Origin of the sequence: Streptomyces sp. NPDC051662, from assembly GCF_040681655.1 — a bacterium.
Lineage (GTDB): Bacteria > Actinomycetota > Actinomycetes > Streptomycetales > Streptomycetaceae > Streptomyces.
On sequence record NZ_JBFAZD010000042.1, the window covers coordinates 1 to 13,599 of the forward strand.

Sequence of the window (13,599 nt, forward strand, 5' to 3'; positions counted from 1 at the left end):
CACCGGGCCAGGCGCCACGACGTCGGCAAGACGGTCAAACGCGCCGAGTCGATCAAGGAACACCAAGCCCGCCGAGGATAAACGCCAAGCTAAGAGGGTGTCTTACGTGGCACGTTTCGCGGGCTTCTTGTTGTAGGTCAGGGCGGCGGCCAGGCCGAGGAAGGCGCAGGAGTGCGAGCCTTCTCGTTCGTATCGGACGGTGAGACGGCGGTAGCCGAAGAGCCAGGCGATCGACCGTTCGATCCTCCGGCGGTGCCGACCGAGGCGTTCGCCGGACTCGATGCCGGGTCGCGCGATGCGCGCGACGAGCCCGTGCTCGCGCAGCCAGGCCAGGTGTTCGGCGGAGAAGTACGCCTTGTCCGCACGGAGTTTGACGGGTCGGGTCGGCGCCGCCGGGGTCCAGTCCACCTCGCTGCGGGCCCCGGGTTCGTCCAGCACTGCCCGGTGCTGCCGACGCCACAGGCCGCCGGCTTCGGTTCATGCTCGTCACACGGAGTGGGCTCACCACCTTGCAGACGGGCAGCGAACGGCGGCGGCAACGGGGCGGCCGGCTCCCGGAGTTCATCAGGAGCCAGATGCTTCGACAGATCAGCATCCACGACCGGCATCGTGCAGCACGGACATCACGTCACGTGGGACAGCCTCTGAGCCTTGATGGGTGCGGCCGGCCTGGCGGCCTGCTCGATCTTCGCGCGGTAGGCCGCACGGGCTTCCTCGCCGCACGGGCTTCCTCGCCGCACGGGCTTCCTCGTCGATCCGCTTCTCGTGTTCGGCGCGCACCCCGGCCCGGCCGTCGAGGCCCTCGCGCAGGATATCGGCGTGCCCGGCATGCCGGTTGGACTCACCGAGGACATGGGCCATGACGGCGAACAGGTTCGTGTTGGCATAGGGCTCCGGCCACCACGGCACATGGCCGGGGGCGTCGAGGGGAAGCTCGTTGATCGTCGCGTCCGAGTGTTCCCACGTGCGCCGGTATCCCGTACGTGGTCCCCAACGACTGGCAGAGCCGAGGCCCGGCCATGGCCGCCGCCCTGACCTGCTCCAAGAAGCGCGCGAAACGTGCCACGTCAGACAACCTCTACACCACGGCCTAGGTCACCTCAACGTCCACACGGTCAACGCGCACCGCCCCCGCGCCGGGAAGCCGCCTGATTACCATGACCTACGCCTGCATACGGCGACGGGAGAGGAAACATGAGCGAGAGAACCTTTGGTCCGGCTGCCAGGGGGCGAAGCGTCAGGGCTTCCCATTCCACACTGCGGCACTTGGGCGCTATGCATCTGAGCGGAGCCATACTCCTGCTCACGTTCTTGGTGCCGCCGTCGTGGATGCTGAACCCCGGCTACGCGACATCGTCAGGCGATCCCGCTGCTGATAGTCCCTTCATCCTCCTCTTCACTGTGCCGCTGGTATGCGCAGGTTTCCATGTGATGGTGCAGATCCCAGCCGGGCTTCTGGGGGGCTGGCTGGGCAGAAGCCGCACAACACTGGTCAAGTACGGGAGCGCGGTCATGGTGGCGAGCGCATTGAGTTTGCTCCTCCTCTGGAGCCTGGGATGGAACGCCTGGGGCAGCATCATGCCGGCGTGGGCTGACGCCATGGCGCGCGGATCCCTTGGCCTGGCCGGGTACATGTGGGTCATGCGGGCGCGGCCTGGATCCGTGCGGCACGGGTAAGGCCAATCTCCGACCCTGACGCCACCCGTGATCCGCCGGACACTTCTTGTCGGTGTTCATCGCCTTCCGCGGCACCCGCGCGGGGTCGAGGACGGCTGTCATCTGCTCCCAGCACTCCTCTGCGTCCTTCGGGCAGCCGTCGCCGGCGCAGTTGGCGCATCGTTTGCCGACAAGGCCGACAGAGCCGCCAGTCGGCAGGGGCCGGACCATACAACTCCTCCCGCGCGCGCCCAGCGGGGTCACGGTGCGTCGTCGCCGGTCGGGACCACCCGAAAGTCCCTGCCTCCCTTGTCCGAGACGGTACTGCGGTGGGTCTTCTCGCCGTCCCACCAGGTGATCGTGGCTCGCCAGCGGCAGTCGTGGCTCTGTGCGCGGCCTACCAGGAAGAGCGAGTAGAAGTCGTCCGCGGCGACAGTGTGGGGCAGGCTGAGGGACTGGCCCATATCCTCCTCCATCTGCCGAGCTGACCTCTGCTGGGGGCTGCGCAGCAGATACGCGGCGGGGACGGGGCGGTTCAGCGGCAGTGTGTCCAGGTCGACCACCAGGTACGCGGGCTCTTCGGGACCGGCCCCGCAGCCAGGCGTACCGGTCACTGTGCCCGGCGCGGGCTTCTCGCGGCGCGTCACCGTGACGGAGATGTCGCGAATCTCGACCGACGAACCGGCGTTGCCGTGCACACTGACGGCCGCCTCCAAGGCGCCCGCATGGGCGATACGGCCTTCCTGCCGCCAGCTCGCCAGTTGCCCGGGGGTGGCATCGCTCACCCTGGGGCGCAGCGCGGCTTCGGTCTCGGGGACATACCAACGGTTCAGGCAGAAGTGCTCGTTGGGCTCGACCAGTAGCGTGGCCGGTTCGGCGGGGAAGAGTGCCTGCCGGGCCGATACAGCGGTGGGAACCGCAAAGGCGAGCGCAGCGACGACCGCGCTCCACAGCCCGAGCTTGTTGGCGGTGGAGAGGGCGCCGTAGCGGCGGCGGATGCGCCGCAGGCGGTTGTCGGGCGAGGCTGCTGGGCCTTGCGGCACCGGGTCCGAGGCAGGGGTGGGCGCCGGCGCTGGACGCGGCGGTGGGGTTCCGCCGCCCGTACCGCCCCGTTGTGGATCCCCCGCATGACCTGCCATAACAACGCCCTCCCAGGAGACGGTCCCGGAACGGCCGCCTCTCCCCGCCTGCCGCAGAGTCTACAAAACGTCGGTCCTCCGACAGCCCTGCCCAGCTGCGGTGTTGACCGCCGGTCAGCTACGCACGCCGGGAACCCGGCACACCGTCCGGCGATCCCCTCCCGGTGAACCGAAGCGGCGCAGCAGCGGCAGGAACGCGGTGGTGCGGACGACCCCGATGAGGTTGACGTCGAGGACGGCGCGGGCGTCGGCGGCGGTGAGGTCGCTGGGATCACCGGATCAGCCAGGCTGGCGCCACGGCGTGAGGTCGAGCCCCGGATACCGCAGCGCCATCCCGGCCAGCGTCTCCGGTGTCCAGTACGGATGTCCAGGCGGCGGGAACCCGAACGCCTGGAGCTGGCGCGGGGTGGCCCGCTCGACGAAATTGAACCAGTCCCGCTGACCGGCGGCATAGGCCCAGCCCCGGCGCTGCCCCCATTGGACACCGGAAGGACGGAAGTTCAGGTGCATGGTGTAGCGGGCGCCGCGCGGCGCGGTCATGGCCGTTCCGCGATGAACGGTGCCGATCTCGAAGGCGACGACTGTCCCGGCAGGACCGGCCGCGGACACCTGCGCTCCGTACAGGTGCGGGCTGCCGCTGCCGTCGTGGAAGCGGCTCTTGCTTTCGAGGCCGGCCCGCAGATACCTGTCGGGCACGGCGGGGAGGTCGGCCGTGTGCTTTCGCGGGACAAGGTGCGCCGGGCCGAACTCCTCGGGCACATCCGCCAGGTACACGAACATCTCCAGCTGGCGGAAGCCGGGCGCGGTGCTGGGCACCAGGAGGGTGTGGCCCAGGTAGTCGCGGTGCAGGTCCTGGTCGTAGTCGCTGGCGCCGGCGTACTTCGCCCATGCCTCCGCCCCGTAGATCTGGAAGCCGTCGTCTTCCAGCAGCGTCCCGGCGAGCGTCAGGATCCGGTGGTTCACCGCCAGCAGGCTGATCTCCGTGCTGGCGAACGGGAAGTAGTCGATCCCTGAGAACTGGTCGCCGATGAAGCGCTCGCGTCGCGCGTCGGTTGCGTCGTGGAACCCCTCGGGGGACGGGAAGAGCAAGTCCAGTTCGCCCGCCGCAGACTTCAGCTCATCGGGTGGGATGAAGCCGGGGAGGATGACGAAGCCGTCTTCACGCCATGCTCGCGCCGCATCATCGAGGTCCATCGGTCCAGGATCATCATGGCGGTTGACGCAGGCAAGCGGTTTTCCGGGTATGAAGTACGCCCCTGGGGCGGACAGTTGCCCACCCCGACCTGAGCCGAAGCCGAAGCCGAAGCCGAAGCCATCGTGCCCCCTGAGGCTCAACCGGCCGCCGGACACCGTGATGGGATCGCCCTGTCGGCATGGCTCGCCGAGCACGGCGACACCCTGGGGCCGCCCCTGCCTCCACGGCGCCTGGGCGGCCGAGACCGCGGCCGAAACCGCCAGTGTCGAGGACGCCCGCGACCTGCTGTGGGGCACGCTGTACGGGCTCGCGTGCATCGCGTCGGTCGAGGACATCGGCTTCGACCGCGCCCTGCGTCTGGCCGATCAAGGCGGTGACGGCGCTGCTCGGCTCTGGTCAGCCTCGACCGCGGACCCCGAAGGCCGACCTCAGATCGTCAAGGGAGAGAAATGATCTCTCACCACAACCGCTTCACCCCTCCCGACATCGCCCAGAAGATCGCCGACCTGCACGCGCGGCGCTACGCCGGCGACCCGGCCCTCACCAAGCTGGTGGCCGACCTCCCCTCCTACACCGGCAGCAGCGCGCCCACCCCCACCAACGCCGCCACTTGACGGCGACGTTGATGTGGCTGCCGAGGGTACGGGCGAGGTTCGCCTCGGGCACTTCGGTGGCGAACCGGAACAGTGCGGCGGAGCGGGTCCCGGCGAGCCGAACGCCGAGTGTGCGGAGTCGTTCGCCCATGGCCCAGGCGCTGATCGGTCGGCCGGGCTGACCCCCAACGCGGCTCCGTCAACGCGGCGGAGGGCGCCGCGCTGGGGGGCAGCCCGGCACCGCGCCCGTCGCGTCACTCCTCACTCCTCGTCGCGCAGTCGGGCCGCCAGGGAAGTCAGCTGCTCGGTCTCCTCGGTGTGGCCCAGGGCGGTCAGTCGGGAGACCGCCGCGTCGAGGCGGGTGAGGGCGGGGGCGGGGCGTTTCAGGTAGATACCCTCCACGGCACCCGCGAGACGGACGCACTCAGCCCACTCACCGACGCGGTCCTCCTCCGGCCCCGGCTCGCCGAGCAGGGCGATGGCCTTCTCCAGGGCGGCCAGGGCGTCCTCGTACTCGCCGACGTAGGCATTGACCCGACCCTGTTCGTAGGCGAGGGCGGTGTCCAGGGAGCGGCCGTGGGCCTCGTACTCGGCGACGCGCGCCTCGTCGGCGATCCGGCCGGCGTCGGTGAGGTAGGCGAGGGCGTCGGCCAGTCCGTCGGGGCCCTGCTGCTGGGCCTGAAGGCGGGCGAGTTCGCGCAGACAGTTGCTGAGCTGCTCGTAGCGCGGGGCCAGGGCGTGGGCGGCGAGCGCCTGGTCCGCGGCCTCGCGGGCCCGGCCGAACTCGCCGGACTCACCGAGGAGCACGGCCGTCTCCGCGGCGATCATGGCGTGGCTCCCCGGGTCGTCGTCCCAGCCTGCCGACTCGGCCGCGAGGGCGACGAACTCCACCGCGGCGGCCTTGAGGTCCTCCCCCGCGCGCAGCGCGCGGGCGCGGGTCAGGCGCAGCTGGGCGACAAGCCGTCCGTCCATCTCGCCGGCGGCGACGTCCGGTTCGGCCAGAAGGGAGTCGAGCAGGGCGATGCAGTCCTCGACACGGCCCAGGTCGAGGCAGAGCTGAGCCGCGTTGCTGTAGGCGCAGAACGCGTCCGTCCGGCTGCCGCCGCGCAGGTCCAGGTCCGCCGAGCGCGTCAGGTGCCGCAGTGCCTCGTCCGGGCGACCGAGGTGCATGCAGGCCTCGGCCAGATCACCGTGGAGGCGGGCGGTGTCGACCGCGTCGGCCGGCCAGTCGGCGGCCAGTCGCAGACCCTCGGCCAGGTCCGCGTGCGCGGCCTGCGCGGCCTGCGCGTTCTGGAGGCCGAGCCGGAGCCGGCCACGCAGTCCGAGCGCGCGGGGCAGGTGCCAGGCGGGGCCGTGTGCCTTCAGCCGGTCGAGGAGGCCGTCGACCTCGGCGACCGCGGCGGACAGGTCGCCGGAGATGGCGTATGTGCCGGCCCGCAGCAGCAGGGCGCCGGAGATCTGCCCGCCGAAGTCATGCCGGGTGGCGAACGCGTGCAGCAGGTCCACCTCGGCGAAGACCGGCGCGACGTGCTCCTCGCTCCCCGATGTCTGCAGGCGTATGCCGAGCGCGGTCGCCCGCAGCCGCAGCAGGCGTGCCTCTTGGTACGGGGCGAGGCCGGGCGTCTCCTCATGCAGGCGGACCATGGACGCGTGGGCTGCGCTCAGCGCGGCGGCCTTCGTCTCGGCTCCGTCGACTCCCTCCGCGGGGATCCCGGCGGTGTCGAGCAGGGCGCAGGCGCGGGCGACCGCCGCCTGACCCGGCGCCCCGGCGTCGTCGTACAGGCCTGCGGCCTCCTCGTAGAGAGCGGCGGTGAACTCGCCCTTCTCGCCCGCCCGGCTCGCCTCGTCGGCCAGCAGGTCCGCGCGCAGCTGTACGAGCGGGCCCACGGCCGGGTCGTCGGGGTGGGTGTAGCCGCGGGCGGTGGCGAGCGTGCGCAGCCGTGCCCAGCAGGCCTGTGCGTCCGGGTGCCCCTGCTCGTCCAACGCCCGTGCCTGGCGGATGAGTTCGGGCAGCGTCTCCGGGACGGCGGTGGTCGTACGGGCGGCGGACGTGGCAACCGGGGCGGCGGGGGTCACGTCGTCGAGGCCGCGGGTGCGCAGGGTCAGTTCCAGCGTGTCCAGGAGCGGGGCACGGTCGAGGCGAGCCCCGCGGCGGTCAGTGTGGGCCGTGGTCCCGTTGCGGGCGTCGAAGCGGGCGGCGAGGTCGTCGGCGCGGCCCCGCACCTCGGCGCGCAGGCCGGCCACCGTCCAGGTGCGGCCCGCGTATCCGGCGGCGGGCAGTTCGCCGTGGCCGAGGAGCTCGACGCGCTGGAGGAGGACCTCCGCGCCGGTGAGGAAGTCGAGCAGATCCAGCGGCGAGTCCACCTCGTCGAACAGGCTCCGGTTCTCGGCGAGCAGTTCCAGGCCGCGTGCCTCGTTGCCGGTCAGCGCGCAGAACTCCAGGTGCCGGCCGACCTCCCCGGACATCGAGGGGTTGCGGCGGCAGCCGCGGTAGCCGGCGAGGTGCAGTTCGCGGGCCCGGTCGACGCGGCCGGTGCGCAGCAGGGGCAACAGGGCGTACGAGAAGGAGCGGGCCGGCTCCTCCCGGCAGGATTCCTTTCCGTCCAGAACGGGCTCCCAGGCGCTCAGCGCCCGCTCATCGTCGCCCGCCGCGAGGTGGTACAGAGCGACCTCGCAGATCTCGCAGGCCTCGCAGTCGCTGAGCGGGGTGCGGGTGCGGCCCGCCCACAGCTCGTAGGCGAGGGCGGTGTCCTCCCCTATGTGGGCGGCGAGCTGGTACGCCTGTCCGTAGTAGGGGTGGAGGCCCAGGCCGGCCTTCCCGTACCGGTCGCGCATCTCCGTCAGCCACTGGCGCAGACCGGCCAGCGGAACCTCGGGCAACGCGCGCAGGGCGTTGGACACCCACTTGAACCGCCAGAACAGCAGGTGGCGCCCGCGCTCGTCGAAGACGTCGGGCCGCTCGTCGAACAAGGTGAGCAGGCGGGCGAAGACGACGGGCGACTTCCGGGGTTCGGAGCCGTAGGTGTACGCCTCCTGGAGATCGAGGAGCGCGTGGACGAGCGGGACGGGCTCCGCGAACTGCTCGGCGGCGTCCACGAGTTCCTCGGCGGTGACGGTACGGGTGCGGCCGTAGGGGCGCCGGCCGTTCTCCTGGAGCGCCTGGTACAGCTCGTCGGTCGTCTGGGGTGCGGTCGGCATCGTCAGCTGTCCTTGCGGAGGGCGTGGGCGAGAAGGTCGAGGAAGGAGCGGTTGATGAGGCTCGATTCGGCGGGCCTGAGCGGGCGCCGGGACAGCAGCACGGCCTGCCCGTAGAGGGCTTCGGCGCTGGTGCGGGCCAGCTCGGGCTCGTCGATGGCGACGGCGGTGCGGACCAGCGGGTTGAGCTGATTGAGGATCAGTTGGGCCCGCGGGCCCTCCTGGCGCAGGGCGCCGAGGATGTCGCCCCACAGGCCGCCCTCCTGCTCACGGGCGAGCTGGGAGCGGGTGCGCTCGTGCCGGGCCTCGCGGCTGTCGACGAGGAGGGCGGGGGCGGAGGCGGGCTGGAAGGTGCGCAGCGCGACATCGCAGTCGAAGACGGCGAGGGCGTCGCGGGCCAGGGCGAGGTAGGCCACGGCGGCCAGTTCCGTCTCACGGTCGACGGGGTCGAGGTGGGCGGTGAGGGTCGCCGGGTCGAGGTCGGCGACACTGGCCTCCGACCTGATCTCGGGCAGCCGGTGGACCAGTTCACGGTCGTATGTGTAGCCGCCGTTGACGACGCCGAGCCCGGCGGCCGAGGCGATCGCCGCGACCTGGCGGAACTCCTCCACGCTCGATGTCACGAGCACGGTGCGGTGGGTGCGCGCGAACTCGTCGAGGGTGGTGTGCCCGTCGGTGGTCTCGAACGGCAGCCAGGGCAGCAGCATCCGCAGGATCTCGTCGTCATGCACCGCGAGCGACTTCACGGCCAGGTGGTGGGCCTGGAGGAAGCGGGCGAGCAGGTCCGGATCGCTGGCGGCGGCCCGGGCGATCCACGCGCGCAGCCGCTCGGCGAGGGCGTCGCGAACGGCGGCGAGTGTGTCGTCCTCGTACAGGGACTCGCGGGACGCCGTCGGGCGCAGGCTCTCGGCGTCGACGACGCAGCGGACGAAGAACGCCCACTCGGGCAGGATCTCCTCGGCCTGCTCGGACAGCAGCATGCCCTTGACGTGTACGCGGTGACCGTGCCGGCGCCCGGCCGGCACCGCCTCGGGCAGTACGCACGCGATGCCCTTCAGGCCGACGGCCGGCAGGTCCAGCTCGATGGTGTCCAGCGGCGTGAACCCGAGGACCTCCTCGCCGTACGCGGCCAGCCCGCGGGAACGGGCTCCCGGGGTGGGGTACGTACGTGCCCAGGGTGCGGGCTCGGGGTTGACGGATACGCCCGGGCCACCCGTGCCATCGTCGAAGACCACCGGGTGGCGCAGCAGGGAGCCGAAGTGCCGGGCCAGCGCGTGCACCTGCACCGGCCGGGTCCACTCGCCCGCGTCGGCGCGCGGCGTCAGCGTGACGGTGGTACCGGGCCGGGGACGGGCGGATGCGGGCAGGGTGCGGACGGTGTAGCTGCCGTCGCCGCGGCCCCGCCACTCCACGGCGCCCGCGTCGGGGGTGCGGGCGGAGCGGCTCAGGACGTGGATCTCGTCCGCGACCAGGAAACAGGAGAGCAGGCCGATTCCGAACTGGCCGATGAAGTCGCCGCGTTGCTCGGCGATGCGTTCGGCGCGCTTGCTGCTGCGGCCGATCGTGGCGAGGAAGGTGTGCACGTCGGCCTCGGTGAGACCGACGCCGTCGTCCTCGACGCGTACGACCGAACCGTCGGCGTACAGGCGGATGCCGAAGGCGTCGCCGGGGGCGGCCGGTTCGAGGCCGTGCCGGGCGGTCAGCGCGTCCACCGCGTTCTGCAGGAGTTCACGCAGATAGACGCGCGGGCTGGAGTAGAGGTGGTGGGAGAGGAGATCGACGAGGCCGCGCAGATCCACCTGGAAGGTGCGGTCGGCGCCGGCCGGGGTCGCGGCGGTGTCAGGCAAAGTCATCGGGCAGTCCGAGGTGGGAGGGGCGACGGATGGGGGCGGGACCGGGCTCGGCGTGCGCTCAGGCGCGGCGTTGGTAACGGGCGAACTGCTTCTCGGGCTCCGCGAAGAAGGTCCAGGGCCAGCTGGTGTAGGCGCCGTCGAGCGCCTGGAAGACGCGCCGTACCGTGTGGCGCTCGCCGGCCAGGGACAGCGCCATGGCGAACATGTTGAGGTCGTGCTGCCAGCCCGGGCGCCGCGCGTAAGCGGGGTGGAGGACGCTGTGGTCGGCCGCGTTCCGCAACTCGGCCTGGATCTCGGGGGTTTCGAGGCAGTCCTCACGGTCCGACTCAACCCAGTCCTCGATGTGCGCCATGGCGATCACGCAGCCGAGCCGGTGCCCCTGCGGGGCGCGGCCGAGCGCGTCGCGGGCGAACGCCAGGGCCTCGCCCCGCTCGCCGCCCCAGCGGGGCTGCAACTGCGTCACCCATTCGACGTGGGTCTCCAGGTCCAGCGGGTCGCGACGCCGGGCGGCGTCGAGCCGGGTCCCGTTGACGGCGGGGCCCAGTGACATGCCGCGGCCGGAGGTGAGGAGGCGGCGCCACGGCGTGATCCATTCCGGCCGCATCTCGGCGGCCTCGAACAGTTGCTCCTCGGCGATGTGGAGCCGCTCGTGGAAGACCCGCCACTGCTCCTGCGTGACGTTCACGGCACGCGCGGTGGTGCGCGCCTCCCAGCCCCAGCTGAGGTAGCGCGTCCCGGATATCAGCAGGGCCGTCGCCCGGTGCTCCTTGTCCTCCTCGACCGCTCGGCCGATCCAGTCCTGCACCCCGTCCAAGTCGGCCAGCTCGCCCAGAACTTGGTGGTCGCGACCGAGATCGAAGGGGGCAAGCGCCGCCTTGACGTCCTCCCAGTCACCCGCGTCGGCCGCCTCCACCAGCGCGAGCACCCGCTCGTCCCCGAGCGCGCGCAGTGTGTACATCCCGTTCTTCCGCCTGTGCGGGACGGGAAGGGCGTGTGGATCCACCGCCGGTCTCTCCCCTCCCCTGCCGAACAGCTTGCCGAGCATGCCGAGCCCTCCCCTGGTCCCGAGTGATCATCCGGTGCAGCATAAGCGGCCCCACCGACATCGCTTCCACAGGGTATTCACGGTTACTTCACGAGCCCGGTCCCGGTTCCGCGTTCCCGCCCTCTCCCGGTCCCCCGTCGGCACCTCTGCGAACTCCCGCTCGCGATCAGGCCGTTGCGGGCCCGGGGCGGACGGACTTCCTCGCTCCCTTGATCGAGTGCCCACTTCTCACCGTCACCCGGCGCACGAGGGATGAGCGCGCTGTAGACGCGTTCGAACGTTGATGTCACTGACACCTTCCTCGCGCAAGGACGCAAGACGATTTGCGCGCAAACTCAAGACCACACCTCGGACCTCGTCAAGAGGTCCTACCGCAACTGACGAGCTCGCCTGGAAATCACCAATTAATACGTGGTTTACCTCTTGACAACATGGCAAGGGTGCGACGAATCTGGCGGCCACACCACGCCAAACGTTTTGCACGGAGGTCGAGAGTGACGCAGGTCGGCATGACAGAGGTCGCCGCGCGGGCCGGGGTATCCGTCACCACGGTTTCCCATGTGCTGTCGGGGCGCCGGCCGGTCTCGGACAAGACCAAGGCCCGCGTGCTCGGGGTCATCGAGGAGCTCGGCTACCAGCCCAACGCTCTCGCGCAGGGACTGCGCACCCGGCGGACGATGACGGTCGGGCTGATCGTCCCGGACCTGACCAACCCCTTCTATCCGATGATGCTGCGCGGGCTGGACGATGTGATGGTGCCGGCCGGGTACCGCACGTTGGTCTGCAACACCGACGGAACCCGCGAGCAGGAGACCGCTTTTCTGCGGGACATGGCGACGCGGCGTGTCGACGGTGTGGTCATCGCCCCCTTCCAGCTCACCAGGAAGGACCTCCTCAAGCACCGGAAGATCATGCCGGTGGTCCGCCTGGGTGGCGGCCCCTTCGACGCGGACCTCGGCGACCTGGTCCGCAGCGATGACGAGGGCGGTATGGCCCAGGCGGTCCGCTACCTGTGCGACCTGGGACGACGCCGGGTGGCGTACATCGGCGGAACCCGGCACACCGGCCCCAGCGATGTACGTGAGGCGGGCTTTCGCCGGGCCCTGGCCGAGGCCGGCCGGGTGGTCGACGAGGACCTCGTCGTCCGGGGCGGCTTCACCCGGGACGCGGGCCGGGACGCGGCCGAGGTCCTCCTCGACCGAGAGGACCGGCCGGATGCCATCGCCTGCGCGAATGACCTCATCGCCATCGGTGTCCTGGATGCCGCACGCAAGCGTGGTCTGCGCGTGCCCGCCGAACTCGCCGTCACCGGCTACGACGACATCGACGCCGCGTCCCTGATCACCCCGGCGCTCACCACCGTGGTGAACCCGGCGCGCGAGGTGGGCCGCTCCTGCGGTGAAGCCCTTCTCCGCCAGTTGAACGCAGAGGGGGCGGACCCCTCCCGGCAGCTCGTCATCGCCAACTCCCTCGTGCGCCGCGAGTCGGCCTGATCTCCCTCACATGTCCTTTCCACGTCCTCTCCACGTCAACGACAGGAGCAATAGCGGTGAACAACCACGAGGCCCACGATCCGCGTGAACTGCTGCGCTGGGAACTCGCGCAGCGCCAGGAGAGCGGATACGAGCTGGGCGAACTCGCCGCGGCCGGGCACGAGGCGGCGGCCGGCGACGACGTCGCCGCGGCCCGCGGGCTCCTGGACCAGCTCAGCACCACCGCCCGCAAGGCGAGTTGGAGCTACGACGAGCCGGATGGCCTCGATGCCATCCTCGCGACACTGCCCGAGGCTCCCGCCGTGACAACGGTCGGCGAGTCGGAACTCCGGGACCGGATGCTGGGCGCCTGGCTCGGCCGCTGCGCGGGATGCAATCTCGGCAAGCCGGTCGAGTACGGTGACCACTGGACCGCCGGTCACCTGCGCGCGTATCTGGAGCTGGCCGACGCCTACCCCCTGCGCGACTACATCCCCGTCCTGGACCCCATGCCCGAGGGATTCGAGCTGCGCGAGTTCTGGCCGTACACCACCCGCGGCCGGATCTCGGAGAGCGCGCGCGACGACGACATCGACTACACCATCCTGGGCTTGCACATCCTTCAGGAGTACGGGTTCGGCTACACCCGTGAGGACGTGGCCGCCGAATGGCTCGACCGGCTCCCGTACACCCAGACCTTCACCGCCGAGCGCTCCACCTACCGCAATCTGGTCATCGGACACGAACCCTCCCGCGCCGGGAAGATCGACAACCCCTACCGCGAGTGGATCGGGGCCCAGATACGCGCGGATGTCTTCGGCTACGTCTGCCCGGGCGATCCGCGCGCCGCCGCCGAACTCGCCTACCGTGACGCGGAGTTGTCCCACACGGCCAACGGCGTCTACGGGGAGATGTGGGCCGCGGCACTCGTGGCCGCCGCGTTCACCGGTACCGCACGCGAGGCCGTCGAGACCTCCCTTACCTGCGTCCCTCCCCGCAGCAGGCTGGCCGAAGCCGTCCGGTTCGTACTCGACCGGCACACGGCCGGGGACACCTGGGAGCAGGCCCGCGCGGCTATCGAGGACCGCTACGGCCACTACTCCTGGGTCCACACGGTCAACAACGCCGCCCTCGTCGTGGCCGGGCTCCTGTGGGGCGACGGCGACTTCACCGCCAGCATCGGGCTCACGGTGCAGGGCGGCTGGGACACCGACTCCAACGGCGCCACCGTCGGCAGCGTCGCCGGGATCATCAGCGGCGCCCAGCGGCTGCCGGCCCACTGGACCGAGCCCCTCAACGACACCGCCCGCAGCGCCATCCGGGGCTTCGACGGCTCCCGTATCTCGGACCTCGCCGAGCGGACCGTACGGCTGGTGATGAGCAAGTGACGCCGCACCAGCCCCTCCCCCGTCGCCGACACCGACACCGGGCACCTCAGAACTCGGAGACCA

11 protein-coding genes and 2 pseudogenes are annotated in these 13,599 nt (G+C 71.1%); 5 read left to right on the top strand and 8 right to left on the bottom strand.

What is annotated here, in order from left to right; all coding sequences use genetic code 11:
- Positions 1-102: 102 nt before the first annotated feature.
- Entirely contained in the window at positions 103-438 is a 336-nt protein-coding gene (locus tag AB0M67_RS38625; RefSeq protein ID WP_365752531.1) for a transposase, read from the bottom strand.
- A 185-nt stretch (positions 439-623) separates the two neighbouring features.
- Positions 624-975, bottom strand: a pseudogene (locus tag AB0M67_RS38630) (DUF664 domain-containing protein); the annotation flags it as partial.
- Positions 976-1,266: 291 nt separating this feature from the next.
- On the opposite strand from AB0M67_RS38630, the gene AB0M67_RS38635 reads away from it, so the two are divergent.
- Positions 1,267-1,677 (top strand): hypothetical protein, encoded by a 411-nt coding sequence (locus AB0M67_RS38635; protein ID WP_365752533.1) that lies wholly within the window; start codon positions 1,267-1,269, stop codon positions 1,675-1,677.
- Between the two features lie 239 nt (positions 1,678-1,916).
- Here AB0M67_RS38635 and AB0M67_RS38640 read toward each other — a convergent pair whose 3' ends face one another.
- From AB0M67_RS38640 to AB0M67_RS38650, 3 genes and pseudogenes are all read right to left on the bottom strand, one after another.
- On the bottom strand, positions 1,917-2,699 hold the full coding sequence (locus tag AB0M67_RS38640) for a hypothetical protein (RefSeq protein WP_365752535.1): 783 nt from the start codon (positions 2,697-2,699) through the stop codon (positions 1,917-1,919).
- Positions 2,700-2,969: 270 nt separating this feature from the next.
- Positions 2,970-3,071: pseudogene (locus AB0M67_RS38645) on the bottom strand (short-chain dehydrogenase); the annotation flags it as partial.
- Between the two features lie 3 nt (positions 3,072-3,074).
- The gene (locus tag AB0M67_RS38650) at positions 3,075-3,989 is read right to left on the bottom strand and encodes a phytanoyl-CoA dioxygenase family protein (RefSeq protein ID WP_365752537.1); all 915 of its coding nucleotides are present in this window, start codon (positions 3,987-3,989) and stop codon (positions 3,075-3,077) included.
- A gap of 160 nt (positions 3,990-4,149) precedes the next feature.
- Between AB0M67_RS38650 and AB0M67_RS38655 the strand changes: the two genes are divergently transcribed.
- Together AB0M67_RS38655 and AB0M67_RS38660 are read left to right on the top strand one after the other, a co-directional pair.
- Positions 4,150-4,443, top strand: coding sequence for a hypothetical protein (locus AB0M67_RS38655; RefSeq protein ID WP_365752540.1), 294 nt, complete (start codon positions 4,150-4,152; stop codon positions 4,441-4,443).
- Positions 4,440-4,604, top strand: coding sequence for a hypothetical protein (locus AB0M67_RS38660; protein ID WP_365752542.1), 165 nt, complete (start codon positions 4,440-4,442; stop codon positions 4,602-4,604). The genes AB0M67_RS38655 and AB0M67_RS38660 overlap by 4 nt, the downstream gene beginning before the upstream one ends.
- 240 nt (positions 4,605-4,844) lie before the next feature.
- Here AB0M67_RS38660 and AB0M67_RS38665 read toward each other — a convergent pair whose 3' ends face one another.
- From AB0M67_RS38665 to AB0M67_RS38675, 3 genes are read right to left on the bottom strand one after another with little or no spacing between them, the layout of a single operon-like run.
- On the bottom strand, positions 4,845-7,781 hold the full coding sequence (locus AB0M67_RS38665; protein ID WP_365752545.1) for a hypothetical protein: 2,937 nt from the start codon (positions 7,779-7,781) through the stop codon (positions 4,845-4,847).
- Between the two features lie 2 nt (positions 7,782-7,783).
- The gene (locus AB0M67_RS38670; protein ID WP_365752547.1) at positions 7,784-9,631 is read right to left on the bottom strand and encodes an HSP90 family protein; all 1,848 of its coding nucleotides are present in this window, start codon (positions 9,629-9,631) and stop codon (positions 7,784-7,786) included.
- A gap of 58 nt (positions 9,632-9,689) precedes the next feature.
- Complete coding sequence (locus tag AB0M67_RS38675; protein WP_365752549.1) at positions 9,690-10,676, bottom strand: hypothetical protein; 987 nt, start codon at positions 10,674-10,676, stop codon at positions 9,690-9,692.
- Positions 10,677-11,185: 509 nt separating this feature from the next.
- Between AB0M67_RS38675 and AB0M67_RS38680 the strand changes: the two genes are divergently transcribed.
- Together AB0M67_RS38680 and AB0M67_RS38685 are read left to right on the top strand one after the other, a co-directional pair.
- Complete coding sequence (locus tag AB0M67_RS38680) at positions 11,186-12,169, top strand: LacI family DNA-binding transcriptional regulator (protein ID WP_365752551.1); 984 nt, start codon at positions 11,186-11,188, stop codon at positions 12,167-12,169.
- 56 nt (positions 12,170-12,225) lie between these two features.
- Entirely contained in the window at positions 12,226-13,536 is a 1,311-nt protein-coding gene (locus AB0M67_RS38685; RefSeq protein ID WP_365752553.1) for an ADP-ribosylglycohydrolase family protein, read from the top strand.
- The last annotated feature ends 63 nt before the right edge of the window (positions 13,537-13,599 follow it).